Source organism: Streptomyces diastaticus subsp. diastaticus (genome assembly GCF_011170125.1).
Classification (GTDB): Bacteria; Actinomycetota; Actinomycetes; order Streptomycetales; family Streptomycetaceae; genus Streptomyces; species Streptomyces diastaticus.
Genome location: NZ_BLLN01000003.1, coordinates 822,810 through 847,645 on the forward strand (window position 1 = coordinate 822,810; position 24,836 = coordinate 847,645).

Annotated in this window: 24 protein-coding genes and 1 riboswitch; of the genes, 13 read left to right on the forward strand and 11 right to left on the reverse strand. The window is 75.4% G+C overall.

Annotation, left to right across the window (positions count from 1 at the left end; translation table 11 throughout):
• Nucleotides 1–702 precede the first annotated feature (702 nt).
• The 9 genes from cobC to Sdia_RS12130 form a co-directional block, all read right to left on the reverse strand.
• A complete protein-coding gene (cobC, locus tag Sdia_RS12090) occupies nucleotides 703–1,749 on the reverse strand; it encodes an Rv2231c family histidinol phosphate aminotransferase CobC (RefSeq protein WP_100453224.1) in 1,047 nt (348 codons plus the stop codon).
• 2 nt (nucleotides 1,750–1,751) lie between these two features.
• Nucleotides 1,752–2,180: a cobalamin biosynthesis protein gene (locus tag Sdia_RS12095; RefSeq protein WP_100453225.1), complete on the reverse strand. Its 429-nt coding sequence runs from the start codon at nucleotides 2,178–2,180 to the stop codon at nucleotides 1,752–1,754.
• Entirely contained in the window at nucleotides 2,177–3,571 is a 1,395-nt protein-coding gene (locus Sdia_RS12100; protein WP_124287042.1) for a cobyrinic acid a,c-diamide synthase CobB, read from the reverse strand. Before Sdia_RS12100 ends, Sdia_RS12095 begins: the two co-directional genes overlap by 4 nt.
• A complete protein-coding gene (gene cobO, locus Sdia_RS12105; RefSeq protein WP_124287041.1) occupies nucleotides 3,565–4,164 on the reverse strand; it encodes a cob(I)yrinic acid a,c-diamide adenosyltransferase in 600 nt (199 codons plus the stop codon). Before cobO ends, Sdia_RS12100 begins: the two co-directional genes overlap by 7 nt.
• A complete protein-coding gene (locus Sdia_RS12110) occupies nucleotides 4,164–6,293 on the reverse strand; it encodes a putative cobaltochelatase (protein ID WP_189500019.1) in 2,130 nt (709 codons plus the stop codon). Before Sdia_RS12110 ends, cobO begins: the two co-directional genes overlap by 1 nt.
• A gap of 100 nt (nucleotides 6,294–6,393) precedes the next feature.
• Nucleotides 6,394–7,962 carry a cobyric acid synthase gene (locus Sdia_RS12115; protein WP_100453229.1) on the reverse strand — a complete coding sequence of 523 codons (1,569 nt, stop codon included), beginning with the start codon at nucleotides 7,960–7,962 and terminating at the stop codon, nucleotides 6,394–6,396.
• Nucleotides 7,959–8,945, reverse strand: a complete 987-nt coding sequence (locus Sdia_RS12120) for a cobalamin biosynthesis protein (protein WP_100453230.1) — start codon at nucleotides 8,943–8,945, stop codon at nucleotides 7,959–7,961. Before Sdia_RS12120 ends, Sdia_RS12115 begins: the two co-directional genes overlap by 4 nt.
• Nucleotides 8,946–9,070: 125 nt before the next feature.
• A riboswitch (cobalamin riboswitch) is annotated at nucleotides 9,071–9,195 on the reverse strand.
• Nucleotides 9,196–9,376: 181 nt separating this feature from the next.
• Nucleotides 9,377–9,595 carry a hypothetical protein gene (locus tag Sdia_RS12125; protein WP_115068554.1) on the reverse strand — a complete coding sequence of 73 codons (219 nt, stop codon included), beginning with the start codon at nucleotides 9,593–9,595 and terminating at the stop codon, nucleotides 9,377–9,379.
• Between the two features lie 31 nt (nucleotides 9,596–9,626).
• The gene (locus Sdia_RS12130; protein ID WP_100453232.1) at nucleotides 9,627–10,946 is read right to left on the reverse strand and encodes an inorganic phosphate transporter; all 1,320 of its coding nucleotides are present in this window, start codon (nucleotides 10,944–10,946) and stop codon (nucleotides 9,627–9,629) included.
• Between the two features lie 312 nt (nucleotides 10,947–11,258).
• On the opposite strand from Sdia_RS12130, the gene Sdia_RS12135 reads away from it, so the two are divergent.
• The 5 genes from Sdia_RS12135 to Sdia_RS12150 all read left to right on the forward strand — a co-directional run bounded on the left by Sdia_RS12135 (nucleotide 11,259) and on the right by Sdia_RS12150 (nucleotide 17,285).
• Complete coding sequence (locus Sdia_RS12135) at nucleotides 11,259–11,981, forward strand: class II aldolase/adducin family protein (protein WP_124287039.1); 723 nt, start codon at nucleotides 11,259–11,261, stop codon at nucleotides 11,979–11,981.
• A gap of 74 nt (nucleotides 11,982–12,055) precedes the next feature.
• Nucleotides 12,056–13,189 carry an alpha/beta hydrolase gene (locus Sdia_RS12140; protein ID WP_100453234.1) on the forward strand — a complete coding sequence of 378 codons (1,134 nt, stop codon included), beginning with the start codon at nucleotides 12,056–12,058 and terminating at the stop codon, nucleotides 13,187–13,189.
• Between the two features lie 459 nt (nucleotides 13,190–13,648).
• Nucleotides 13,649–15,391 (forward strand): sodium:solute symporter family protein, encoded by a 1,743-nt coding sequence (locus Sdia_RS12145; RefSeq protein WP_223123484.1) that lies wholly within the window; start codon nucleotides 13,649–13,651, stop codon nucleotides 15,389–15,391.
• Nucleotides 15,392–15,407: 16 nt separating this feature from the next.
• The gene (locus Sdia_RS29760) at nucleotides 15,408–15,539 is read left to right on the forward strand and encodes a putative transporter small subunit (protein ID WP_216631601.1); all 132 of its coding nucleotides are present in this window, start codon (nucleotides 15,408–15,410) and stop codon (nucleotides 15,537–15,539) included.
• Nucleotides 15,540–15,875: 336 nt separating this feature from the next.
• On the forward strand, nucleotides 15,876–17,285 hold the full coding sequence (locus tag Sdia_RS12150) for a hypothetical protein (RefSeq protein ID WP_181844013.1): 1,410 nt from the start codon (nucleotides 15,876–15,878) through the stop codon (nucleotides 17,283–17,285).
• Between the two features lie 22 nt (nucleotides 17,286–17,307).
• Here Sdia_RS12150 and Sdia_RS12155 read toward each other — a convergent pair whose 3' ends face one another.
• Entirely contained in the window at nucleotides 17,308–17,724 is a 417-nt protein-coding gene (locus Sdia_RS12155; RefSeq protein ID WP_185392889.1) for a VOC family protein, read from the reverse strand.
• A 300-nt stretch (nucleotides 17,725–18,024) separates the two neighbouring features.
• On the opposite strand from Sdia_RS12155, the gene Sdia_RS12160 reads away from it, so the two are divergent.
• From Sdia_RS12160 to Sdia_RS12170, 3 genes are all read left to right on the forward strand, one after another.
• Nucleotides 18,025–19,623 carry an ABC-F family ATP-binding cassette domain-containing protein gene (locus Sdia_RS12160; RefSeq protein ID WP_100453237.1) on the forward strand — a complete coding sequence of 533 codons (1,599 nt, stop codon included), beginning with the start codon at nucleotides 18,025–18,027 and terminating at the stop codon, nucleotides 19,621–19,623.
• A gap of 484 nt (nucleotides 19,624–20,107) precedes the next feature.
• Complete coding sequence (locus Sdia_RS12165; protein ID WP_181844012.1) at nucleotides 20,108–20,329, forward strand: helix-turn-helix domain-containing protein; 222 nt, start codon at nucleotides 20,108–20,110, stop codon at nucleotides 20,327–20,329.
• Between the two features lie 203 nt (nucleotides 20,330–20,532).
• Nucleotides 20,533–21,333: an enoyl-CoA hydratase/isomerase family protein gene (locus Sdia_RS12170; RefSeq protein WP_100453239.1), complete on the forward strand. Its 801-nt coding sequence runs from the start codon at nucleotides 20,533–20,535 to the stop codon at nucleotides 21,331–21,333.
• Between the two features lie 340 nt (nucleotides 21,334–21,673).
• Here Sdia_RS12170 and Sdia_RS12175 read toward each other — a convergent pair whose 3' ends face one another.
• Nucleotides 21,674–22,408, reverse strand: coding sequence for a nucleopolyhedrovirus P10 family protein (locus tag Sdia_RS12175; RefSeq protein ID WP_189500021.1), 735 nt, complete (start codon nucleotides 22,406–22,408; stop codon nucleotides 21,674–21,676).
• A 93-nt stretch (nucleotides 22,409–22,501) separates the two neighbouring features.
• On the opposite strand from Sdia_RS12175, the gene Sdia_RS12180 reads away from it, so the two are divergent.
• The 5 genes from Sdia_RS12180 to amaP all read left to right on the forward strand — a co-directional run bounded on the left by Sdia_RS12180 (nucleotide 22,502) and on the right by amaP (nucleotide 24,815).
• Nucleotides 22,502–22,963, forward strand: coding sequence for an Asp23/Gls24 family envelope stress response protein (locus Sdia_RS12180; protein WP_189500022.1), 462 nt, complete (start codon nucleotides 22,502–22,504; stop codon nucleotides 22,961–22,963).
• 67 nt (nucleotides 22,964–23,030) lie between these two features.
• A complete protein-coding gene (locus tag Sdia_RS12185) occupies nucleotides 23,031–23,222 on the forward strand; it encodes a hypothetical protein (protein WP_100453242.1) in 192 nt (63 codons plus the stop codon).
• Entirely contained in the window at nucleotides 23,219–23,569 is a 351-nt protein-coding gene (locus Sdia_RS12190) for an Asp23/Gls24 family envelope stress response protein (RefSeq protein ID WP_189500023.1), read from the forward strand. Before Sdia_RS12185 ends, Sdia_RS12190 begins: the two co-directional genes overlap by 4 nt.
• Nucleotides 23,566–24,231, forward strand: coding sequence for a DUF6286 domain-containing protein (locus Sdia_RS12195; RefSeq protein ID WP_164379627.1), 666 nt, complete (start codon nucleotides 23,566–23,568; stop codon nucleotides 24,229–24,231). Before Sdia_RS12190 ends, Sdia_RS12195 begins: the two co-directional genes overlap by 4 nt.
• A complete protein-coding gene (amaP, locus tag Sdia_RS12200) occupies nucleotides 24,228–24,815 on the forward strand; it encodes an alkaline shock response membrane anchor protein AmaP (RefSeq protein WP_124287037.1) in 588 nt (195 codons plus the stop codon). The genes Sdia_RS12195 and amaP overlap by 4 nt, the downstream gene beginning before the upstream one ends.
• Nucleotides 24,816–24,836: the final 21 nt, after the last annotated feature.

A 24,836-nucleotide genomic window follows, 5' to 3' on the forward strand; every position in this document is an offset into this window, starting at 1 on the left:
ACGACCGCACTTCGGTGCACCACGGTGACCGTACGAGTTCCGTACCCCCACCGCGGGTCCGGCACGTGGCGTCGTGTCCGGGGAGGAGACCTCAGCACCCGCCGGAAACGGCGCGCCCACCCCGCCCGCGGCCTCCGCGGCCACCGGCCGGCCGCGGCGGCGCCCGCCGACCGAGGCGAACACGCCGCCGGGCTCCGGCGGCGCGGCGATGCGTGACCACGGGCCCCCGGCTCGGTCCGGTGGAGTGTGGCTGTCGCGTGGACGAGCCCTTGTCGCGTCCCTGGCCGCCGATCCTCGGACGCGGCTCGGTCGGTCCGGACCTCCGTCGGCCCGTGCTCACGCGGCTCGGCCGGCACGGCCGCGTCGGGTTCGGCGGCGGTGACCACGACCCCTGCCCGGCGCGCCGACGGGTGGCTTCGCCCGTTCCGGCGCTCCGGAGCGGTGCGGACCGGCCGGCCGGGCCGGACCAGGAACGACGCGGAACTCCGCGGGGCGTCCCGGCCCGAACCGCTCCCGCGTCTCTGCCCCGGCCCCGCGACTGCCCGCACGCGCCGTGCGGGTTCTCGGCCTCGCGATCAGGCGGCGACTTCGTGGCCCGCGGTTCGCCCCGCACCCCGGACCGTGCCGCCCGGACCTCCGGGGCGGCGATCACCGCCGACCGTCCCGGCGCGGGGGAATCCGGGTGTTCCGCCCCAGTCGGCCTCAGCCCCGCCGGGCCAGCGCCAGGTCCAGCGCCTCCAGGAACGCCTCCGTCGTCCCGGCGTCCCGCACCGCCAGCCGGAGCCACCGCGGCCCCAGGCCCGGAAAGGTGTCGCCCCGGCGGACCGCGAAGCCGAGGGCGCGGAGTTCCTCGCGGACGGCAGCCGCACCCTCCACCGCCATCAGGACGAAGGGGGCCTCGGCCGGGCCCGCGACGCGTACGCCCGCGTCCGCCCGCTTCTCCAGGCCCGCCACCAGCAACTCCCGGTCGGCCGCGACCCGCCGGGCGGCCTCCTGGGCCTCCGCCAGCGCGGGCGGTGAGACACACGCCTCGGCGGCGGTCAGGGCCGGGGTGGAGACCGGCCACAGGGGCTGGGCCGAGGCGAGCCGCGTGATCAGTGCGGGGTCGGCGAGGACGTAGCCGATGCGCAGGCCCGCCAGGCCCCAGGTCTTGGTGAGGCTGCGCAGCACCACCAGGCCGGGGAGGTCGCACCGGCCCGCCAGGGCCTCCCGCTCGCCCGGCACCGCGTCCATGAACGCCTCGTCCACGACGAGTACGCGCCCCGGCCGGGCGAGTCCGGCCAGTACCCGTGCCGGGTGCAGCACGGAGGTGGGGTTGGTGGGGTTGCCGACGACCACCAGGTCGGCGTCGTCGGGGACGGCGGCCGCGTCCAGCCGGAAGCCGTCGGCCTCCCGCAGCAGCACCCGGCCCACCTGGTGCCCGGCGTCCCGCAGCGCCGCCTCGGGCTCGGTGAACTGCGGGTGCACCACGACGGGCCGGTGTACCCGCAGGGCCCGCGCCAGCAGGACGAACGCCTCCGCGGCGCCGGAGGTGAGCAGCACCCGCTCCGGCGCCACCGCGTGCCGCTCCGCGACCGCCGCCCGGGCCCTTCCCCCGTCCGGGTACGCGGCGAGGCCGGCCAGTGAGTCGGCGATCCGCTCCCGCAGCCAGCGCGGGGGCGTACCGGCGCGCACGTTCACCGCCAGGTCGGTCAGACCGGCGCCGCGCACCTCCGCGTCGCCGTGGTGCCGCAGATCGGGCTCGTCCATCGTCACTCCCCCTCCGGGGCGTCGCCCGCCGGGCCGCGCCGCGCCACCGCGCAGGTCGCCACCGCCGGACCGGGCCCGCCCGACTTCCGTTTCGGTACGAGCAGTTCGCCGCCGCCCGCCAGCGCCGCCGCCTCCGCGACCGAGGGCACCCCCAGCGCCGCCAGCGCGGTCGGCGAGGAGTGCGGCGTCGCCAGCGAGGCCAGCACCCCGGGCGCCCAGGACCGCAGCCCCACCCCCAGCAGCCGGGCCGCCTCGACGATGCCCGGCTCGGTGGCCTTCGCCTCGACGGTGGCCAGCTCCAGCAGCGGCCCGGCGTCCGGGCCCAGCTCCGCCAGCACCCCGCTCACCAGCGTGTACACCGCTTCGGCGGGCGCGTCGCGACAGGCGCCCACCCCCACCACCAGCCCGGCGGCGCCCCGGGAGCCGGTCACCGGGCAGCGCCCGGCCGGACGGCGCGGGCCACCAGCCGGGCCGCCGCCGACGGCAGCGCGGCCCAGTGGACGTGCAGGTAGGAGGCGTGCACGCCGCCCTGGACGAAGCCCTCGGTGCGGGGCGGTCCGGGCCGCACCACGCCCCATGCCGGGTCGGCGCCCGAGCCGGGCTCCAGGCTGGTGCGGTGGAACTCGTGGCCGGACACCCGCGTTCCGGCCGGGGCCAGCACGCTGTCGCCGACCGCCACCGCGTCCCGGTAGCCGAGCGTCAGCCGCTCCGTCATCCGCGCGGCGGCGTCCAGCACGCCGCACATCGGGGCGCCGTCCAGCTCCCGCGCCAGGTAGAGCAGGCCCGCGCACTCGGCGGCCACCGGAGCCCCGGCGGCGGCGAGCGCGGCCACCTCGGCGCGGAGCGCGGCGTTGGCCGACAGCTCGGGGGCGTACACCTCGGGGAAGCCGCCGCCGATCACCAGCGCGCCGGTGGACTCGGGGAGCCGTTCGTCGCGGAGCGGGTCGAAGGGGACCACCTCGGCGCCGGCCGCCGTCAGCAGTTCGGCGTGCTCGGCGTAGGAGAAGGTGAAGGCGGCGCCGCCCGCCACGGCCACCACCGGGCGCGGACCGGCGGGCGGGGGAGTACCGGCCCCGGCCAGTGCCCCGGCCGGGTCCCACGGCGCCTCGGTGAGCGGCGGCGCCGAGCGGGCCAGCGCCCACAAAGCGTCCAGGTCGCAGCCCGCGCGGATCTGCTCGGCCATGGCCGCCACCGCCGCCACCGCGTCCGGCTCGCGCTCCGCCACCGGGACCAGGCCCAGGTGGCGCGAGGGCGTCGCCGCCTGCGGGGTGCGGCGCAGCACGCCGAGCACGTCGACGCCCGCCTCGTCCAGGGCGTCCCGCAGCAACTCCTCGTGCCGGTCGGAGCCGACCTTGTTGAGGATGACCCCGCCGATCCGCACCTCGGGGTCCCAGGAGGCGAAGCCGTGCACCAGCGCCGCCACCGACCGGGACTGCGAGGAGCCGTCGACCACCAGCACCACCGGCGCCCGCAGCGCCTTCGCCAGTTGCGCGGTGGAGGCCAGGTCACCCTGGCCGGCCGCACCGTCGTACAGCCCCATCACGCCCTCGACCACGGCCAGGTCGGCCCCGGCCGCGCCGTGCGCGAAGAGCGGGCCGAGCAGCCCGGTGCCGCAGAGGCAGGCGTCCAGGTTGCGGCCCGGGCGGCCGGTGGCCAGCGCGTGGTAGCCCGGGTCGATGTAGTCGGGGCCCGCCTTGTGCGGCGAGACCGTGAGGCCCCGCCCGGTGAAGGCGGCCATCAGGCCGGTCGCCACCGTGGTCTTGCCGGAGCCCGACGACGGGGCCGCCACCACCAGGCGGGGGATACGGAGCGTACTCACCACTCGATGCCCCGCTGGCCCTTCTGGCCCGCGTCCATCGGGTGCTTCACCTTGGTCATCTCGGTCACCAGGTCGGCGAAGTCCACCAGCTCGGCGGGGGCGTTGCGGCCGGTGATCACCACGTGCTGGTTGCCGGGGCGGCTCCGCAGCACCTCGATGACCTCGGCGGTGTCGATCCACCCCCAGTGCAGCGGATAGGCGAACTCGTCCAGCACGTACAGCCGGTAGGTCTCGGCCGCCAGGTCGCGCTTGACCTGCTGCCAGCCCTCGCGGGCCTTGGCCTCGTTGTCCTGCTGGTCGTCGCGCTGGACCCAGGACCAGCCCTCGCCCATCTTGTGCCAGTCGACGCGGCCGCCCTCGCCGCTGGCGCCCAGCGTCCTCAGCGCGTTCTCCTCGCCGACCTTCCACTTCGCCGACTTGACGAACTGGAACACCCCGATCGGCCACCCCTGATTCCAGGCGCGCAGCGCCAGCCCGAAGGCCGCCGTCGACTTGCCCTTGCCGGGGCCGGTGTGGACCGCGACCAGCGGGCGGTTGCGGCGCTGACGTGTGGTGAGTCCGTCCTCGGGGACGACGGACGGCTGTCCCTGCGGCATTACGCGGCCCTCCTGGCACGGTGGTGATCGGTGACGTCCTTGACCAGGCCGGTGAGCGCGTCGGCCCGCAGCTCGTCCAAGGTGGCGGCGGTGCCCCGCAGTTCGCGGGCGAGTTCCCCGGCGAGTCCGAGGCGGACCGGGCCCGTCTCGCAGTCGACGACCACGCTCGCCGTCGCCTCGGCGGCGTGCAGCCGGGCCGCCCGGGCCGCCAGCGCCACCGGCTCCGGGCCGCCGGTGGCCCGGCCGTCGGTGACCACGACCAGCAGGGGGCGGCGCGTGGCATCCCGCAGCCGCTCCACCCGCAGCACGTCGTGGGCCTTCAGCAGCCCCGCCGCCAGCGGGGTCCGCCCGCCGGTCGGCAGCGACTGGAGCCGGGCGGCGGCCGCGTCCACCGAAGAGGTCGGCGGCAGCGCCACCTCGGCCGCACGGCCCCGGAAGGTCACCAGCCCCACCTTGTCGCGCCGCTGGTAGGCGTCGAGGAGCAGCGACAGCACCGCGCCCTTGACCGCGCCCATCCGCCTGCGCGCCGCCATCGACCCGGAGGCGTCCACCACGAAGAGGACGAGGTTGCCCTCGCGGCCCTCCCGGGTCGCCTGCCGCAGGTCGTCCCGGCGCACCACCAGGCCCCGCCCGGACCGGCCGCGCGCCCGCTGGTGCGGGGCGGCCGCCCGGACCGTCGCCGTCAGGTGCAGTGTGGTCAGCGCGCCCTCGGGACGGGTCGCCCCGGTGGTCCTGCCGCGCTCGGTCCGCGCCCGGGACCTGCGCCCCGCCGCGCCCGCGCCGAGCCCCGGCACGCTCAGCACCCTGGTGCGGAAGGGCTCGCCCGCCGCCACGGCCTGCTGCTCCGCCGAGGCGGGCCGGGGCGTGCCGCCACCGGAGTCGCCGGGTTCCGCGCCGGTCAGCGCCTCGGGGGCGTCCTCGGGCGCCGGGGCACCGGAGTCCTCGGTCCGCTGCGGCGGGAGGCCGCCCGCGCCGTCACCGGCACCGTCGCCGGGATCGGGTCGCCCGCCCCCGCCGCCGTCCGGGCCGGGCCCGTCGTCGCCACCGCCGTCCGGCTCCTCGGGCGCCTGCCCCCCGGGCGGCGTCGGCGGCTCGTCCTCGGGGTCGTCGGCGGCCGCGTCCCGCAGTACCTCGTCGAGCTTCTCCTCGTCCAGGCCCGGCGCGTCGAAGGGGTTGCGGCGGCGCCGGTGCGGCAGCGCCAGCAGCGCGGCCCGGCGTACGTCCTCCACCGCGACCCCGGTCCGGCCCGCCCAGGCGGCCAGCGCGGTCGCGGTACGGGCCATCACCAGGTCGCCGCGCATCCCGTCCACCTCGAACGCCGCGCAGACCGCCGCGATCCGGCGCAGCGCGCCGTCACCCAGCCGGACCTGGGGCAGCAGCGCCCGGGCGGCGGCCACCCGCTCGCGCAGTTCCGCCTCCTCGCCGGCCCAGCGCCCCGCGAAGGCGGCCGGGCCGTCCTCGAAGGCGAGCCGGCGGCGCACCACCTCGACGCGCTGGTCCGGCTCCCGGGAGGCGGCCACCTCGACGGTCAGCCCGAACCGGTCCAGGAGCTGCGGCCGCAGCTCGCCCTCCTCCGGGTTCATGGTGCCGACCAGCAGGAACCGGGCCGCGTGCCGTACCGAGACGCCCTCGCGCTCCACGTACGAGGCACCCATCGCCGCCGCGTCCAGCAGCAAATCGATCAGGTGGTCGTGGAGGAGGTTGACCTCGTCCACGTAGAGGATGCCCCGGTGCGCGTCGGCCAGCAGGCCCGGCTCGAACGCCTTGACGCCCTCGGCCAGGGCCCGTTCGATGTCGAGCGCGCCGACCAGCCGGTCCTCGGAGGCGCCGACCGGCAACTCCACCATCCTGGCCGGCCGCTCGCCGCCGGGCCCGTCCACCGGGTGCGGCCCGTCCGGGCAGCCGGGGTCGGGCGCCGCCGGATCGCAGGAGAACCGGCACCCCTCCACGGTCCGCACCGGCGGCAGCAGCGCGGCCAGCGCGCGCACCGCCGTCGACTTGGCGGTGCCCTTCTCCCCCCGGACGAGAACACCGCCGACGGCCGGGGAGACCGCGTTCAGCAGCAACGCCAGCCGCAGGTCGTCCTGACCGACGATCGCGGTGAACGGATAACGGGAACTGGTACTCATCGGGACTTCACTCCTTCACTCACCGGGACCCCGCACCGCACGGCGGCGGCGCGGGCACGGCGGACGGGGGACGCGGGGCCGGGACGTACGGACGGGCGGCTCACGGCGCGCCCGGCGGCAGGAACGGCAGGCCGGGAGGGGCGCCCCGCTCGATCAGGCGCAGCAGGGCATCGGTGTCGGCGTGCTCCTCGATCAGGTCGCCGAGCCGGTCGAGCTGCTCCTCGCGGAGCCGGCCGAAGGAGGTGTCGGGGGCGGGGACGAACCGGCGGCCCGCCGCCCGGGCCACCTCGGTGAGGAACGCCCTGCGGTAGCCGTCGCTCTCCAGCGAGCCGTGCCAGTGGGTGCCCCAGACCGCGCCCACCCGGCAGCCGTCCAGGGCCCGCCCGCCGGCGTCGGTGAAGACCGGCTCGCCGCCCAGCACCTCGGCGACGCCGTGGTGGATCTCGTACCCCTCGGCGGGCTCGCCCAACGCCGAACCGCTCGGCCGGGCCAGCGTCTTCTCCGCCGCGAACCGCACCCGGACCGGCAGCACGCCGAGCCCCTCGACGGTGCCCGCCCGGGACTCCACCTCGTCCTCGATCCGCTCCCCGAGCAGTTGGTAGCCGCCGCAGACGCCGAGCACCGGACGCCCCTCGGCGACCCGCCGCAGCAGCGCGTCGGCGAGACCCCGCTCGCGCAGCCAGGCCAGCGCGCGGACCGTGCCCCGGGTGCCGGGGACCACCACCAGGTCGGCGTCGGCCAGCTCCTCGGGCCGGTCCACGAACCGCACCACGACCCCCGGTTCCGCGGCCAGCGCGTCCACGTCGGTGAAGTTGGACATCAGCGGCACCGCGCAGACCGCGACCCGCAGCACGTCCTCACCGACCGGCGGCGCCACCACCGACTCGCGGACCGCGCCGCGCAGCGAGACGCGCAGCCCGTCCTCCTCGTCGATGCCGAGCCCCTCGGCGTACGGCAGGACACCGAAGGTGTGGCGGCCGGTGAGGCCGCGCAGCATGTCGATGCCGGGCTTCAGGAGTTCGGCGTCGCCGCGGAACTTGTTGACGACGTACCCGGCGACCAGCGCCTGGTCCTCGGGGGCCAGCAGCGCCGTGGTGCCGAAGAACGAGGCGAAGACGCCGCCCCGGTCGATGTCGCCGACGACCAGCACCGGCAGCCTCGCCGCCCGGGCCACGCCCATGTTGACGATGTCGGTCCGGCGCAGATTGATCTCGGCCGGACTGCCCGCACCCTCGCAGACCACCACGTCGTGGGTGGCACGCAGCCGCGCCAGGCAGTCCAGCACCGGCTCCAGCAGCGCCTCCCGGCGGCCGCCCGCCACCGCCCGGGCCGCTTCGCCGGGGGGCACCGAGCCGAAGAAGCCCCGGGCGCTCAGCTCCCCGACCGGCCTGCCGAGCAGCACCACCTGGCTGGAGCGGTCGCCACCGGGCTTGAGCAGTACCGGATTCATCAGCGCCGTCGGCTCGACGCGGGCCGCCTGCGCCTGCATCGCCTGGGCCCGGCCGATCTCCGCGCCCTCCCGCGTGACGAACGAGTTCAGGGACATGTTCTGCCCCTTGAACGGCGCCACCTTCATCCCGCGCCGCGCCAGCCACCGGCAGACGCCGGCCGTCAGCACGCTCTTCCCGGCGTCCGAGGTGGTCCCCGCGATCAGCAACCCGCCGCTCATGCCCCTGCCCCTCCCTGTCCTGTCGTCGCGCGCCGTGCGCGCCCGCGTATCGCTCCGGCCGCCAGCCGCGCGCCCGCCCCCGCGACCAGCGCCAGCGCGCCGACCCGCCGGGAGAGCCGGGCGGCCCGCTCGACGTCACCGGGCCGCACGGCGCGGCCCGCCGTGCCCAGCACCGGCCGGTGCTCGGTCCGCCCGCCGTAGGCGAGGGTGCCGCCGAGGCGTACGCCGAGCGCCCCGGCGAACGCCGCCTCGACCGGGCCCGCGTTGGGGCTGGGGTGGCGGTGCGCGTCGGCGCGCCAGGCGCGCAGGGCGCCGCGCGGGTCGGGCCCGGCGAGGACGGCGAGGGCCGCGGTCAGCCGGGCGCCCGGGTACCCGACGGCGTCGTCGAGCCGGGCCGAGGCCCACCCGAACCGGCGCAGCCGGGGGGACTTGTGGCCGACCATGGCGTCCAGCGTGTTGACGGCGCGGAAGCCGGCCAGACCCGGCACGCCGGCCACCGCGCCCCAGACCAGGGCGCCGACCACCGCGTCGGAGGTGTTCTCGGCGACCGACTCCACCACGGCCCGGGCCAGCGCGTCCGCGTCCAGCGCCTCGGGGTCGCGCCCGCAGAGCCGGGGCAGCAGCCGCCTGGCCCCGGCCACGTCACCGGCCTCCAGCGCGGCTCCGATCAGCCGGGCCTCACGCACCAGCGAGGTGCCGCCGACCACCGCCCAGGTGGTGGCGGCGGTCAGCGCGACGGCCGCGCGCGGGTGGGGGCGCACAGCGCGGGCGGCCAGTGCGGCTACCGCGGTGGCGCCCCCGGCGCACAGGGCGGTGTGCAGCGCGCCCCAGCCCCGGTGGTCGTGGAACAGGCGCCGCTCGACGGCGGAGGCGGCCCGGCCGAAGAGGGCCACGGGGTGGCCCCGGCGGGGATCGGCGAGGAGGGCGTCGGCCAGCAGCCCGGCGGTGGCGCCGTACGCGAAGACGCGGTCGGCCCGGTCCACGGGCTCAGCCCGTTCGGCGCTCGGCGTACCGGGGGAGTGGGCAAGGGGGCGGCGACGGGCAGCCACGCATGGCGGTGTGTCCTCACTCAGGGTCCGCGCCCTGGTTCGACGTGACCGGGGGCGAGAGTCTCCTGGCTTCCGGATCGGCGGCACCCCCTGGCCTTCCAGCCCTTTCGGGCCGTGGCGCTCGGCGGAGATGCCGCTCCCCGGTGACAGTGGCGGGACCGCGCCGGATTCGCACCGGCTTCCTCTGCTGCCTCCGTGTTTCGGCCCCGGCAGTCCACCACGGCCCCGGAACACCAGTCAACTCGCCGTTGACCTGCGAGGAAGAGTGTGTGGAGGCCCACAGCCGGGGTGTACGCACCCAGGACGGCGAAGGGCGGGCCGGACGCCGTGCGTCCGGCCCGCCCTTCGCCGGCGGGTGGTGGCCCTCAGACCACGATGACGTAGATCCCGTAGGCGACCGCCGCCGCGCAGAGCGCGAAGCAGAGGTAACCGCCGGCCTTGGCCGCGGCGCCGGACCCGCCCTGCGCGCCGCTCGCGCTCTTGGAGAGGCCCACGATGCCGAGGGTGAAGAAGCCGACGAGCGCGACGGTGACCACGAGGCTCACGCCGAAGACGGAGCCGAGAGCTGCCCAGTCGATGTCCATGGTGAGGAGTCCTTACGTACGCGAGGCCGGGTCAGACCCGCGCCGGCCGGGCGGGTTCCGCGGCGGCGGAGGGGTGGCCCGGCTGGGCCGGGATCGAGGGGAGCGGGGAGCCGCCCGCGGGACCGTCGTCGTCCCGGTCGCCGGAGGCCGGCACGGTGGCCCCGTCGGAGGCGACGGCCGCGCCGGTGGGCGGCGGGGCGACGGAGGCCATGGCCTGCGTGACGACGCCCGCGGGCTCGTCCTGGACCGGCTCGACGTCGTTGACGTTGTCGTGGGTGACGGGGGAGCGGCGCGAGCGGAGCCAGATCGCGAAGGACCCGCCGACCAGCAGGACCGCGGTGGCGGCGACGCCCCAGTCGCCCTGCTTGGTGAGGAGTTCGGCGGCCGCGCCGACGAGGGCGGCGGCCGGCAGGGTCAGACCCCAGGCCACGAACATCCGGGTGGCGGTCGACCAGCGGACCACGCCGCCCTTGCGGCCGAGGCCCGCGCCCATCACGGCGCCGGAGCAGGACTGGGTGGTGGAGAGGGAGAAACCCAGGTGGGAGGAGGCGAGGATGACCGTCGCGGCGCTGGTCTGGGCGGCGAAGCCCTGCGGCGGGGTGAGGTCGGTCAGGCCCTTGCCCATGGTCCGGATGATGCGCCAGCCGCCCAGGTAGGTGCCGAGCGCGATGGCGACACCGGCGGAGACGATGACCCACAGCGGGGGGTTGGAGCCGGGCGCGAGGACACCGCCGGTGACCAGGGCGAGGGTGATGACACCCATCGTCTTCTGGGCGTCGTTGGTGCCGTGCGCCAGCGAGACCAGGCCGGCCGAGGCGATCTGCCCGGCGCGGTAGCCCTTGGCGGTGGACTTCTCGTCCACGTTCCGGTTGATCCGGAAGGTGAGCCGGGTGGCGAGCATCGCGGCGAGGCCGGCGACGATCGGCGCGGCGAGGGCGGGCAGCAGCACCTTGGTGACGACGGTGCCGCCGTTGACGGAGGACCAGCCCGCGGACATCACCGCGGCGCCGATGAGGCCGCCGAACAGTGCGTGCGAGGAGCTCGACGGCAGGCCGACGAGCCAGGTCAGAAGATTCCACAGAATGGCGCCTACGAGGGCGGCGAAGATGACCTCCGTCTTCAGCCCGTCCTCGTTGATGAGTCCGCCGGAGATCGTCTTGGCGACCTCCACGGAGAGGAACGCGCCGACGAGGTTGAGGACGGCGGACATCGCCACCGCGGCCTTGGGCCTCATCGCGCCGGTCGAGATGGTGGTGGCCATCGCGTTGGCTGTGTCGTGGAAACCGTTCGTGAAGTCGAACACGAGAGCGGTCACGATCACGATCCCGAGGAGAAGCGTGATGTGTTCCATTTACCCGGACTTCTGTGGGACGTCGTTGGCTCGTTGAACGTAGGGGCGTTGAGTGAACGGAAGATGAACTGGGGCGGGCAAGGTGGTGACCCGAAACGGAGTCCCCCCGGCCGCCCCGCTCCCGGCCCCGCCCCAGCCCCTTGGGAGAGCGGCCCGGAGCACCCCCGCCGGCCCGGAACCAGAGGTTGCGGCCCGGCGCCCGCGGCTCTGGATGTGAGGTAGGTCGCACCGGGCCCGGGAGACGCGGGGCGCCGGAGCGGAACCGGTCGCGCGCGCCCGGCGCACACGCCGCCGATGGCAGGATGCCCCGCCATGGAGAAGAACTTCGCGCACCCCGGCCGCGCCTGGCGGCTCCTGGAGGACCGGACGGTCGCCCGCGCCTGGCACGACCTGCTGGAGACGGCCCGGGCCACCCTCCGTGACGGACTGGTGGCCGGCACCTCCGGCAACGTCTCGGTCCGCGTCACCCCCGACCGCCCGGCCGTCGCCACGGACGACCTCGTCCTGATCACCCCCACCGGCGTCCCCTACGACCGGCTCGGCCCCGAGGACGCCGTCGCCGTCACCCTCGACGGCCGGCAGGTGCTCGGCACGCTGGAACCCACCAGCGAACTCCCCCTCCACCTCGCCGTGCACCGCTCCGGCACCGCCCGCGCCGTCGTCCACACCCACGCGCCGCACGCCACCGCCGTCTCCACGCTCGTCGACACGCTGCCGCCCGTCCACTACATGGCGGCCGCGCTCGGCGGCCCCGTCCGCACCGCCCCCTACGCGCTCTACGGCACCGAGGAACTCGCCGGCCACCTCCTCGAGGCCCTCCGGGACCGCACCGCCTGCCTGCTGCGCAACCACGGCACCGTCACCACCGGCGACACCCTCGCCCAGGCCCTGGACCGCACCGTGCAGCTCGAGTGGATGTGCCGCGTGTGGCTGCTCGCCCGTTCCGTCCCCGGTCACACCCCCTCCCTCCTCGACGCGGACCAGCTGGCCGCCGCCGCCGACCGGCTGCGCGGCTACGGCCAGCCGGGCGGGTGACCCGCGGCCGGGCGCGTCACCCGCCGGGCCGCGTCCACTGGCCGCCGGACGCCGCGTGCCCGCACACTGGAGCGGTGCGTATCGCCCGAACGACGGCACTGGCCGTCACCGCCGCAGTCGGAGCCGGGGCCGCCGCAGTGGCGGCCGGCCGGTACGCCAGCGATGCCGCCCTGCGGCTCCCGGCCGGGCACCGGCTGCCCACCGAGCCCAGACTGACGGTCCACCGGGCCGAGGCCGGGCGGATCACCCTCACCCGCGACCTCGCCGCCCTGCGTCCGGGCCGCTACGGCCTCGCGGGCCGGGACTTCCACGCGGCCGTCGGGCCGGTGCTCGACCGGACCGAGGGCGACGTCGCCGCCGACACCGTCGTCCGGCGCCTGGAGCGCGTCTTCCACGGCGCCCCCGACACCGGCGACCGGGCCTGGCTGACCCCGCAGCTCTACAGCGGCGACCCCGCCACCGCCCTCGGCCTGTCCTACGCCGAGGTCGAGATCCCCGGCGAACTGGGCGTGCTGCCGGGCTGGGTGGTCCCCGGCGACCGCCGCACCTGGGTCCTGGCCGTCCACGGTCTGGCCGGCACCATGGAGCACCCCATGGTCGTCATGGAGCAGCTGCACCGCCTCGGCCTGCCGGTACTCTCCCTGGCCTACCGCGGTGACAAGGGGGCTCCCCGCTCCCCGGACGGCCTCAACCACCTCGGCGACACCGAGTGGCGGGACGTCGACGCGGCGCTGCGTTTCGCCGTCGCCAACGGGGCCACGCGCGTCATCCTGTACGGCTGGTCGACGGGCGCCACCATGGCCCTGTTCGCCGCCGCCCGCTCCTCGCTGCGCGACCGCGTCGGCGGGCTGGTCCTGGACTCCCCGGTCCTCGGCCGCGAGGAGACCGTCCGCGCCCTGGCCGCCGCCAAGCACGTGCCGCGCGCCTTCCTGCCGCTCGCCGTGCGCGCCGCCGAGGGCCGCACCGGGCTCAGCGACGACCGCCTCCCGCACGTCGGAGGGCCTGAGGGCATCCGCGTCCCCACCCTGCTCGTGCACGGGCCGGACGACGAGACCGCCCCCTGGGAGTACTCGCTCGCGCTGGCCCGCAGCCGCCGCGACCTCATCACCCTGCACACGGTGCCGGACGCCCCGCACGCCGCCATGTGGAACGCCGACCCCACCGGCTACGACGAGGCCCTGCGCCGCTTCCTGACCCCCCTGCTCTGACCCCGGCCGAGTCCGCGCGCGTCGGCGCGCGTCGGCGCGCGCTCCGGAGCCACCGGTGATCACCACCCCATAACAAATCGATCGCTCATTGCATATGCAACGAGCGAAGACGTTGCGGTAAGCGGCCGAATCAGTCAGGACAAGACGGGACAAACGCCGCGCCGTATCCCAACGCTCCGTATATATGGGGCATTACGGAATACATTTGCCCTCGTCGTCGGTGTGCGCTGTGAGGATCGCCACGGCTCGACGAGGCTGTTATGGTGCCTGGCGTTTGCGGGCACAAAGGATGCCCCTGTTTCGTGAACGTCTCCGGCGCCGGCGATGAGGCCGCCCGGGGACCCAAGGAGGAGCCCCGCCGGCACACCCGGCGTGAGGCGCGCACGCAGCTGCCCCCGGGCGACCCGCCGGGCGCTGCGCCCTGCCGCGCGGCTCCACGAATCTAGGGAGGTGGTGCGTGTGGACGGACTGGAAACAGCCGGGTTCAGCGCCGTGGTCGTGGTCGGATTGCTGGTTCTCTTCTACGGAGGGACCTTCCTGATCTCGACCCGCATCGGCAAGAAGAACGAGAACGCCGACGGCTACATGACCGGCGGCAACAACATCGGGTTCGGCGTCTCCGCCGCCAGCATGACCGCGACATGGATCTGGGCGTCCTCGATGTACGCCTCGGCCACGTCCGGATACACCTACGGCATCTCGGGCCCCATCCACTACGGGCTCTGGGGCGCCCTGATGATCCTGTTCATCTACCCCTTCGGCAAGCGCATCCGCGCCGTCGCCCCGAAGGCCCACACGCTCGCCGAGGTGATGTACGCCCGGCACGGCCGCTCCAGCCAGCTGATGCTCGCCGGGTCCAACATCGTCGGCAGCGTGATCAGCCTGATGTCCAACTTCATCGCCGGCGGCGTGCTGATCTCCCTGCTCTCCCCGTTCACCTTCATCCAGGGCGTCTTCGCCGTGGCGGCGGGCGTGCTGCTGTACACCCTGTGGTCCGGCTTCCGGGCCTCCGTGCTGACCGACTTCGTCCAGGTGGTCGCGATGCTCGGCGCGGTGGCGGTGATCGTGCCGTTCATCTTCTTCGCGGCCGGTTTCCCGGCCGCGTTCGAGATCGGGGCGCAGAACCTGACGCCGCAGCAGGGCGACTTCTTCTCCAGTGAGGCGTTCATGGGGCAGGGCGCCCCCTACATCGCCGCCGTCCTGGCCTACGCCATCGGCAACCAGACCATCGCCCAGCGGCTCTTCGCCGTGAAGCAGAGCCTGATCAAGCCGGTCTTCGTCACCGCGACCGTCGGTTACGGCGCCATGGTCATCGGTGTCGGAATGCTCGGCGTGCTCGCCCTCTACCTGGGCTTCGAGCCGACCGGCGGCGACCTCAACAACCTCATCCCCGAGATGGCGGCCACCTACCTGCCGCCCGTGCTGCTGGCGCTCTTCTTCATCATGATCGTCGGCGCGCTCTCCTCGACCGCCGACTCCGACCTCTCGGCCCTCTCCTCGATCATGATGGCCGACGTCTACGGCCAGAACGTGGCCGGCAAGAAGAAGGCCGACCCCCGGACGATGCTGCTGATCGGGCGCCTCACGATGGTGGTGGCCACCGCGATGGCCGTCGCCTTCGCCAGCCTCCAGCTGAGCATCCTCGACCTGCTGGTCTTCGTCGGCGCGCTGTGGGGCGCCCTCGTCTTCCCGGTGCTGGCCAGCTTCTACTGGGAGAAGGTCACCAACAAGGCGTTCACCGTCTCGGTGCTCGCGGCGCTCGCGGCGTTCCTGCCGGTCCGCTTCGGCTGGCTGCCCCTGGACGGCTTCCTCGGCATCGTCGTGGACGTGGTCTCGGTGGTCGGCATCGGTGTCGTGCTCGGCCTCATGGTCTTCGGCTTCCTCGGTCTCAAGGCGGCCAAGATCGCCGGGGTGCTGGCCGTGCTCGTCTCCGCGCCGTTCGCCATCGGCTCCCTCCACGAGTACGCGACGCTCTGCGGCTCGCTCGTCGCGTACTCCGTGAGCACCGTGCTCTGCTGGGCGATGTCCGTCCGCCGGCAGGACGGCTTCGACTTCGCCCTCATCGCGCAGCGCACCGGCGACTTCGACGACGGCTCGGCCCGGCGGACCGACGAGGGGACGGGCGCCGCCGTCGTCCCGCCCCGTACGCCCGGGGCGGGGGAGGACGACCGCGCCCCCGAGGCCCCCGCGAACGCCAAGTGACCCTGGAGGAGGCACGATGACCACCATCGCCCTGACCGTGTACATCCTGATGTGGCCCGTCGGCGTGGCAGCCGTCCTGTGCGTGATCAGCCGTGGGTTCTTCCGGGAGTGGGCCGAGGCCCGCCGCAAGGGCGAGCCCATGATCTGACCACCACGACCGCCGGGGCCGGGGCCCGGCGCGCCGCAGGCCCGGCGCGCCGGGCCCCGCGCCGCAGGGGCCCGGCCCCCCCGGAGCAGGGGCCGGACCCTCCCGGGCGCCCCCAGGGCCGGGGAGGGGAACGTCCTCCCGCCGGCGTCGCGGGCCAGGAGTCCGGCGCTCCGTGCGGCGCCCGACCGGCGTACTTCCGGCCCCGCCTCTTCACCCCGCGCGTGGACAGCCCGGGTCGGGACAAAGCGGCCGGAACATTTCGTTCCGAGGGGCCCATAGCAGTCCCGGTACCGCTTCCGTTTGGGAATTCCGTACTTCACCCGGAAGACTGCCCCCGTGACGTCCCGTATCCCGCGCGACTCCAGGCTCCGCATCGTCCGCCCACGACCCCTTGCCGCGACTCCGGCCGCGGTCGCCGAACGGCGGGCCCGCAGGCCCGCGCCCCGTCCGCCCGAGGGCACGCCGCCCCGGGCCCGGCTCGCCGCCATGGCGAGGGAGGGCCTGGCCGACGCCGTCCGGGTCGCCCGCTGGGCCGAGACGGCACTGCCCCGAGGCGGCCCCGCCGCCCAGCCGGCCGCACCCGCCGAGGGGGAGGGGACCCTCTCCGAGGCGACCGCCGCCCGTGCCGCGGGCGAACTGGGGCTGACCCCGGCCAAAGTCCGCGCCGACTGGGACACCGCCCGCCTCGCCGGACTGGTCGAGGTGCACGGCGGCGTGGCGCGCCCCGGATGGCGGCTGCGCGCCTGGGACCGGGACGACTCCGCCGTACTGCGCGGCTGGGTCGCGCTCTTCGACGCCTGGTCGCTGGTCCACCCCGGCCCCGACGAGCTGACCCCCGCCGCGGGCGCCGAGGTGATCGAGGCCGTCCCCCAACTGCTGACCCTGCTCCAGCTCTCCGACGGGCCCGTCCCCGTCACCCAGCTCCTCGACCTCCTCGAACAGCGGGTGGAGGAACTCCGCACCCAGCGCTGCGAGATCCCGTACGGCCCCCGGACCGAACCGGCCGCCGAACCGGGTGAGGACGTCCCGCTGGCCACCCTGCTCGACTGGGCGCTGCACGGCCTCGCCGCCGTCGGCGCGCTCACCTACGCCGGCGGACACGCCACGCTCACCCCGCTCGGGAGCTGGTCCGTGTGGGTGCGGCTGGAGCAGATCTGCGTGGCCGCCCAGAGTCCGGCCGGCAACATCGAGCAGCCCGCCGAGGAGATGCTGCGCGGCTGCGCCCGGCTGCGCCCGCAGTCGGCCCGCTCGGAGTACCGCGCCTGGCTCGCCGCCCGCCCCGTCGGCAGCGCCGTCGCCGAGCTGCTGGAGGCGGCCCGGGGCGACGACGCCATGGTGCGCAGCCTCGCCTTCGAGGCGCTCAGAGTCGTCGGCGCCCCCGCCGAGGCCGAGGTCCGCGCCGCCGCCGAGGACGTCTCGCTGCGCCCCTACGCCCTGCTCTGGCTCGCCGAGCACGACGGCACCGACCCGGAGGACGCGCCGCTGGTCCTCAGCCGGCAGGAGGCCACCTGGCTGTGGGTGGACACGGCCGCCGCCGTCGCCGACCACGGCGAGGCCCCGCTCCTCGTGCGGCACCTGGAGTCCGCCGTCCAGCCGACGGTGCCCGCCCTGCTCGCCGACGTCCGCGCGGTCGGCCACCCCCGCACCGTCCAGGTCCTGGTGGCGCTGGCCGCCGCCCACCCGGACCCGGCGCTCGCCAAGGCCGTGCGCCGGGCCGCGTTCCAGGTCCACACCGGCGGCGCCTGACCGGGCCGGGCCCGCCCGCGCGTCAGGCGGGCAGCTGGGGACCGTACGTGCCGAAGCTCCAGACGTTGCCCTCGGCGTCCCGCGCCATGTAGTCGCGGGAGCCGTACTCCTGGTCGGCCGGCGGGGCGAGGATCTCGACGCCGTCGTGGGCGGCGGCGCGGGCGTGGTGGGCGTCGACGTCGGTGACGACGACGTACACGCCGACCGGCCCGCCCCGGGCCATCGCCCGGTCGTAGGCGCTGCCCGTGCCCTTCGGGCCGATCATCACCGCGCCGTTGCCGAGTGACAGCTCGGCGTGGGCGATCTGGCCGTCGGCCGTCTCGTGCACGGCGGCCGGGGTGAAGCCGAACGCCTCGGTCAGGGTCCGCACGGCAGCCCGTGCGTCCGCGTAGAGGACCGTCGGGAAGACGGTGGGGGGTCCGCTCGCCGTCGCGGCCATGGCACTCACTCCTCGGGGTCGGCGATGGGGGGCGCGAAGTGATTCCGCTCACCGGCGGGAGGGTGTGCGGACGCGCCCGCACCGGGCTCCAGGGCCGCTCGCGTGCGCCGGCCCGCCCCCGTGCCGAGTATCCGCCGGCCGGTGCTCCCGCGCTCTTGGGCGCGGGCGTCCCGCGGGGGCGAAAAGCGGTTGACCGCCGCCGTTAGAATCGCCGTATGGCCATTCTCCGCACGCATTAGACGGCGTCGACCGCCCCGCACCAGTCCGCCGTCCGATCCATTCCCGCCCAGGAGTCTGTCCGTGATCACCGCCTCCGGTGTCGAGCTGCGCGCCGGCGCCCGCATCCTCATCGAGTCCGCCACCTTCCGCATCGCCAAGGGCGACCGCATCGGCCTGGTCGGCCGCAACGGCGCGGGGAAGACCACCCTCACCAAGTGCCTCGCGGGGCAGGGCCAGCCCGCCGCCGGCACCATCACCTCCTCCGGCGAGGTCGGCTACCTCCCGCAGGACCCGCGCACCGGCGACCTCGACGTCCTCGCCCGCGACCGCATCCTCTCCGCCCGGGGCCTGGACACCCTGCTCAAGAAGATGCGGGAGAACGAGCAGCGGATGGCCACCGGCCAGGGCGCGACCCGCGAGAAGGCGATGCGCAAGTACGAGCGGCTGGAGACGGAGTTCCTGACCAAGGGCGGGTACGCCGCCGAGGCCGAGGCCGCCACCATCGCCGCCGCGCTCAACCTCCCCGACCGGGTGCTCGGCCAGCCCCTGCACACGCTCTCCGGCGGTCAGCGGCGCCGGATCGAGCTGGCCCGCATCCTCTTCTCCGACGCCGACGTGCTGCTCCTGGACGAGCCCACCAACCACCTCGACGCGGACTCCATCGCCTGGCTGCGCGACTACCTGAAGACCTACCGCGGCGGCTTCATCGTGATCTCCCACGATGTCGAACTGGTCGAGACGGTGGTCAACAAGGTCTTCTACCTGGACGCCAACCGCGCCCAGATCGACATCTACAACATGGGCTGGAAGCTCTACCAGCAGCAGCGCGAGGCCGACGAGAAGCGCCGCCGCCGCGAGCGGCAGAACGCCGAGAAGAAGGCCGCGACCCTCAACGCCCAGGCCGACAAGATGCGGGCCAAGGCCACCAAGACGGTCGCCGCGCAGAACATGGCCCGCCGCGCCGAGCGGCTGCTCTCCGGCCTGGAGGCCGAACGGGTCAGCGACAAGGTCGCCAAGCTGCGCTTCCCCGAGCCCGCCCCCTGCGGCAAGACCCCGCTCACCGCCGAGGGGCTCTCCAAGTCGTACGGCTCGCTGGAGATCTTCACCGACGTCAGCCTCGCCATCGACAAGGGCTCCCGGGTCGTCATCCTCGGCCTCAACGGCGCGGGCAAGACCACCCTGCTGCGCCTCCTCGCGGGCACCGAGAAGCCCGACACCGGCAGCGTCGTCGAGGGCCACGGGCTGAAGCTCGGCTACTACGCCCAGGAGCACGAGACGCTCGACCCCGACCGCACCGTCCTGGAGAACATGCGCTCGGCCGCGCCCGACCTGGACCTGGTCGAGGTCCGCAAGACGCTCGGCTCGTTCCTCTTCTCCGGCGACGACGTCGACAAGCCGGCCGGGGTGCTCTCCGGCGGTGAGAAGACCCGGCTGGCGCTCGCCACCCTGGTCGTCTCCTCGGCCAACGTGCTGCTCCTGGACGAGCCCACCAACAACCTCGACCCGGCCAGCCGCGAGGAGATCCTCGGCGCGCTCAAGACGTACAAGGGCGCCGTCGTCCTCGTCACCCACGACGAGGGCGCCGTCGACGCGCTCCAGCCCGAGCGGATCATCCTGCTCCCCGACGGGATCGAGGACCTCTGGGGCGCCGACTACCTCGACCTGGTCACCCTGGCCTGACCACCCCGGGCACCGCGTCGCCGGAAGCATGCCGAGAGCCGTCCGTCCCGTCCGGGCCGGGCGGCTCCCGCGTTCCGGCCGTCCGTGAGGGGCGCGTCACGGGCGCGTTCCCCCGAGTGCGGGAACCTCGCTCGGAGATCGTCCTCGAATGGATCATTCGGCCCAGTCCTGATCCGTCATCTGCGTGAGCGGCTCTCACCCCCGTGCTCCGAAGCCGTCCACAGGCGCCGCGGCGACCGGCCCGCCGTCCCGTACAGCCCTTGTGCCGCCTGGGCTGTGTCCCGGTGCCGGGCTGACCAGCCGGTTCCCGCCGGAACCCGTTCGGCGGTACGGCGCGCGTACCGTGCGGAATGCTTGATTCCAAGGGGTCTGGCCCATTTCCCTGGCAAAACCCGCTCTCGCCGACCTTGCCGAATGGGTGGCCAGGAAGGCGGGGAGGGGTGATCATGAGAGACAAGAGCGCACTTCGCATGAGGAGGCACGGGTGGCCGAGACTCTGAAGAAGGGCAGCCGGGTGACCGGCGCGGCGCGCGACAAGCTCGCCGCCGACCTGAAGAGGAAGTACGACGACGGCGCGAGCATTCGTGCGCTGGCGGAGGAAACCGGACGTTCCTACGGGTTCGTCCACCGGATGCTCAGCGAATCCGGTGTCACACTGCGCGGACGTGGCGGCGCGACCAGAGGCAAGAAGGCCTCGGCGGACTGACCCCGCCCCGCACACAGCAGCTGTACCAGCACCAGTGCCCCTCGGTGGCGCTGCCTCACGACCGCGGCGCTTCGGCTCGCGACCGCCGGAGCCCCGCCCGCGCCTGCGTACCACCCGGTCGGTCCTTCAGTCGGCCGGGTGGTTACTGTGCAGTCACTTACGGGCGCTTCCGCGCGCCCGCACCGACCGCACGGAGGCAGGCCATGGCCGCGACCGATTCCGCAACCCCGCTGCTCGACCAGGACGGCGTACGCCTGACCGTGGACGGGGCGACCGCCACGGTCACGCTGACCAACCCGGCCAAGCGCAACGCGCAGAGCCCGGCACTGTGGCGCGGCCTCGTCGAGGCCGGCCGGCTGCTGCCCGGCTCCGTGCGGGTCGCCGTGCTCCGGGGCGAGGGCAGGTCCTTCTCGGCGGGGCTGGACCGGCAGGCGTTCACGCCGGAAGGGTTCGACGGCGAGCCGTCCTTCCTCGACATGGGCAAGGGCCCGGCCGAGGAGCTGGACGCGATCATCGCCTCGTACCAGGAGGCGTTCACCTGGTGGCGGCGGAGTGACCTGATCACCATCGCCGCCGTGCAGGGCCACGCGATCGGCGCCGGCTTCCAGCTGGCGCTCGCCTGCGACCTGCGGGTGGTCGCCGAGGACGTGCAGTTCGCCATGCGCGAGACCAGCCTCGGCCTGGTCCCCGACCTGACCGGCACCCAGCCGCTGGTCCACCTGGTGGGCTACGCCCGCGCCCTGGAGATCTGCGCCACCGGCCGCTTCGTCCACGCCGAGGAGGCGGAGCGCACCGGCCTCGCCAACCTCGTCGTCCCCGCCGAGCAGCTCGACGCCGCCGTCGCCGACCTCGCCGCCGCGCTGCTCGCCGCTCCCCGCGACGCCGTCGTGGAGACCAAGGCCCTGCTCCAGGGCGCCGTCGGCCGTGGCCTCGACGAGCAGCGCGCCGCCGAGCGCGCCGCCCAGGGCCGCCGTCTGCGTGACCTGGTGGGCCAGGGGGACTGACGGCTCCGCCGCCCCCGCGGGTTCCTCGAACCGTCGGCTTCGCCACCCGCCGGCGGCGTGCCTTGCGCGCGTTCACCGCCGGGGCCGGACGTGGCCCCGAGCGCCCCGGGCGTTCCGGTGCGCCGCCCCCGGCCGGCCCGCCCGGAGGGCCGGGGTGTCCCGCCGGACGGCGGCCTCCCGTACCGCCCGGCGCGTCCGCGCCCGGGTGATCCGGTCGGCCGGGCTTCCCGGCGGGCCCGGCCTCCCGCCGCCGGGCGCGGGGCCCGTCGTGCCGGGGAAGCGGGTCCCGGGGCGCCCCGGCCCGCGTGCCCGGACGCCTGTCCAGGGCCTCCCGCCCCGTTCAGTCCACCGCCGTCACCAGCACCGCCACCGTGGGGTGGTCCGGCAGGGTCCCGGCGACGGCCCGGCGGACCGCGCGGGCCACATCCAGCGGCCGGTGGCCGGCCGACACCGCCAGTTCCACGCGGACATGGCCGGGGCGGTGAGGCCCGGTGGGCTGGTCCAGCCGCACCGCGCCGCCCCGGCCGCCGAACGCGCCGCCGAGCCGGGCCACCCCCGGTACCGCGAGGGCCGTCGAGGCGACCCGCGCCTCGGGGGAGTCCTCGCGCGCGGGGCCGCTCTCGGGGGGCGTGCCGGAGGGGCGGGCGGTGGCCGGCGGTTCGTCCTCGGCAGGCTCGCCGGGCCGCTCCACCCCGGCGACCCGCAGGTCCACCTCGGTGACCTGCAGGCCCAGCCGGCCGGCTGCCGCCTCGGCGAGCGCCGCGCGGAGCCGGTCGGCCAGCGCGGGGAAGGGCTCCAGGCGGGTCGCCGTGAACTCCGCGCCGATCCGCAGCGGCCCCGGCCACAGCGCACTCGGCGGCGGGGGCACCGCCGGCTCCTCGGTGGGCGCGCCGTCCACCGGGGAGATCCGCAGCGGCCCCAGCCGTACCCCGGGCACCTCGTCCGCCGAACGGCGCAGAACGGTGCGGGCCGCCGCCTCGGTCAGCCACGCGCCGTCCGGCGCCTCTCCCATCGGCAACAGCCTGCCCAGGCCCAGTTGATGCCGTACCGCTTCCGTCCACCCGTCCGTACTCATGCCCCCAGACTGCCGCATCCAAGGCGCGAAACGGGGCAACCCGGCATAACGTGGGCGCCACGAGTGGATCACCGTGCGGAAGGAAGTGCCGCGATGACCGAGCCCACACAGCGCGAGGGCCAGGGGGAGCAGGGAGCCCGCCGGAGCCACGGCGGCCCGGGGACCCGGGGGAAGACCACCATCGCCGACGGCGTGGTGGAGAAGATCGCGGGCCTCGCGGCCCGGGACGTCGGCGGCGTGCACGCCATGGGCAGCGGGATCTCCCGGACCTTCGGCGCGATGCGCGACCGGGTGCCGGGCGGCGGCAAGTCCGTCACCCGCGGCGTCAGCGCCGAGGTCGGCGAGGTGCAGACCGCCCTCGACCTGGAGATCGTCGTCGAGTACGGCGTGTCGATCGCCGACGTGGCCCGCTCGGTGCGGGAGAACGTGGTGAACGCGGTCGAGCGGATGACGGGCCTGGAGGTCGTCGAGGTCAACATCGCCGTCAGCGACGTCAAGCTGCCGGACGAGGACGACGACGACAGCGACGGCGGCGACGGCCGCAACCTCCAGTGACCCGTCCGCCCAGGCGCCCGAGCCCGGGCCGCACCGGCCGGCCCGGGCCGGCCAGAAGGAGTACGAGATGAACATGGCCCTGATCGGCCTGGTGGCCGGCCTGGCGCTGGGCTTCGCCGGTTACTTCGGGGGGTTCGGCGCCTTCGTCCTGGTGGCGGCGCTCGGCGCGGTCGGTTTCGTCGCGGGCAGGTTCGCCGACGGAGACCTGGAACCGGGCGACTTCTTCCGCTCACGCGGACGTGACACCGGGCGCCGGTGACGCCTGTGACCAGCGGACCGGTCGCTCCGGCGGAACGCGGCGAGACGCACATCGCGGACCAGGTCGTCGCCAAGATCGCCGGGCAGGCCGCGCGGGAGGCTCTGCGCGGCAACCAGCGGGACGCGGACCCGCCCCGCGCCACTGTCAGCATCCACCAGGACCGTGCCCGGGTCCGGGTCAGCGTCGAACTGGGCTACCCCACGGACATCGGCCGCCAGTGCGGGGCCGTACGCCGCCGGGTCACCGAACGCGTCGAGGGGCTCACCGGCATGACGGTGCCCGAGGTCGCCGTCCAGGTCGAGAAGTTGCACGCCGCGACGGGCCGGATGCAAGGGAGGGCCCGATGAGCGAGACCCCCGGACCGGACGGCGCCACCCGTTCCGGCAGCGGCGGCGTGCTGGAGAAGGACCCGCGGGTACGGGACGCCACCCCGCCGGAGCGCGGGCCGGAACTGGCGCCCGGCGGACGCGCCCACCGCTTCTGGTCCGCGCGCCGGATTCCCGCCGCCCTCACCGCCCTGGTGCTCCTCGGCGCCAGCGGCCTCCTGCTGTACGACGTGGTGGCGGTCCGGGCCGGTCACCCGGCGATGGCCTGGCGCCGCACCCTCGCCCGGGAGCTGGCCGAACGCCCGCTGGACGACATCTGGACGCTGGTGGGGGCGGGCGTCGCCACCGCGCTCGGCCTGTGGCTGCTCTTCCTCGCCCTCACCCCCGGACGCCGCCGCCTGCTGCAGATGCGCCGCGTCCACCCGGACGTCCGCGCCGTGCTGCACCGCAAGGCCGCCGCGCTGGCCCTGCGGGACCGGGCGATGCAGGTGCCCGGCGTGCGGAGCGCCAAGGTGCGGCTCAAGCGGCGCAAGGCCAAGGTGCGTGCCGTCGCGCACTTCCGCGACGTGGACGAGGTCCGCACCGACCTGCGGTCCGCCTTCGGCGACGCGGTCGAGGAACTCGGTCTCGCCCGCCCGCCCAAGGTGTCGGTCAAAGTCGTCCGTCCCCAGCGAAAGGGGTGACCAGCGTGCGAACCAAGGTCAACCGTCTCCTGCTCGCCCTGGCCGGCCTGCTGCTGATCGTCGCGGGCGGCGCCACCCTCGCGGTCGGCCTCGGGGTGAAGCCGCCGTCCTGGTGGATCTACGACGGCCGTCACGAGGTGCTGCTCACCGAGGCCAACCGCACCCGCTGGCGAGGAGAGGGCTGGTGGTGGCCGGTGGTGATCGCCGCCCTCGCGGTCATCCTGCTGCTCGCCCTGTGGTGGCTCTCGGCCGAACTGCGCCGCCACCGCCTGACCGCGCTCTCCGTCGACACCGGTGACGGCGACGGGGCCGAGGTGCGGGGCCGCGCGGTGGAGGACGCCCTCGGCGACGAGGCCGAGCGGCTGCCCGGCGTCGACCGGGCCAGGGTGCTGCTACGCGGCCGCCGCAGCTCCCCCGAGGTGCGGGCCGGCCTGCGGCTGGAGCCGAACGCCGGTCCGCGCGAGACGCTGGAGCGGCTGGTCGGCCAAGGGCTGCGGGACGCCCGGGGCGCCCTCGGCCGCGACGAGCTGCCCGCCGAGGTGGTCCTCAAGGCGGCCCGCCACAAGGCGGAACGGGTCTCCTGAGCAGGCGTCCGGAGGAGGAAG

Bases quoted from the DNA above. Each gene is read 5' to 3' on its own strand.
- cobC (WP_100453224.1), bottom strand. From the start codon at position 1,749: ATGGACGAGCCCGATCTGCGGCACCACGGCGACGCGGAGGTGCGCGGC.
- cobO (WP_124287041.1), bottom strand. From the start codon at position 4,164: ATGCCGCAGGGACAGCCGTCCGTCGTCCCCGAGGACGGACTCACCACA.
- Sdia_RS12110 (WP_189500019.1), bottom strand. From the start codon at position 6,293: ATGAGTACCAGTTCCCGTTATCCGTTCACCGCGATCGTCGGTCAGGAC.
- Sdia_RS12115 (WP_100453229.1), bottom strand. From the start codon at position 7,962: ATGAGCGGCGGGTTGCTGATCGCGGGGACCACCTCGGACGCCGGGAAG.
- Sdia_RS12125 (WP_115068554.1), bottom strand. From the start codon at position 9,595: ATGGACATCGACTGGGCAGCTCTCGGCTCCGTCTTCGGCGTGAGCCTC.
- Sdia_RS12130 (WP_100453232.1), bottom strand. From the start codon at position 10,946: ATGGAACACATCACGCTTCTCCTCGGGATCGTGATCGTGACCGCTCTC.
- Sdia_RS12135 (WP_124287039.1), top strand. From the start codon at position 11,259: ATGGAGAAGAACTTCGCGCACCCCGGCCGCGCCTGGCGGCTCCTGGAG.
- Sdia_RS29760 (WP_216631601.1), top strand. From the start codon at position 15,408: ATGACCACCATCGCCCTGACCGTGTACATCCTGATGTGGCCCGTCGGC.
- Sdia_RS12155 (WP_185392889.1), bottom strand. From the start codon at position 17,724: ATGGCCGCGACGGCGAGCGGACCCCCCACCGTCTTCCCGACGGTCCTC.
- Sdia_RS12170 (WP_100453239.1), top strand. From the start codon at position 20,533: ATGGCCGCGACCGATTCCGCAACCCCGCTGCTCGACCAGGACGGCGTA.
- Sdia_RS12175 (WP_189500021.1), bottom strand. From the start codon at position 22,408: ATGAGTACGGACGGGTGGACGGAAGCGGTACGGCATCAACTGGGCCTG.
- Sdia_RS12180 (WP_189500022.1), top strand. From the start codon at position 22,502: ATGACCGAGCCCACACAGCGCGAGGGCCAGGGGGAGCAGGGAGCCCGC.
- Sdia_RS12185 (WP_100453242.1), top strand. From the start codon at position 23,031: ATGAACATGGCCCTGATCGGCCTGGTGGCCGGCCTGGCGCTGGGCTTC.
- Sdia_RS12195 (WP_164379627.1), top strand. From the start codon at position 23,566: ATGAGCGAGACCCCCGGACCGGACGGCGCCACCCGTTCCGGCAGCGGC.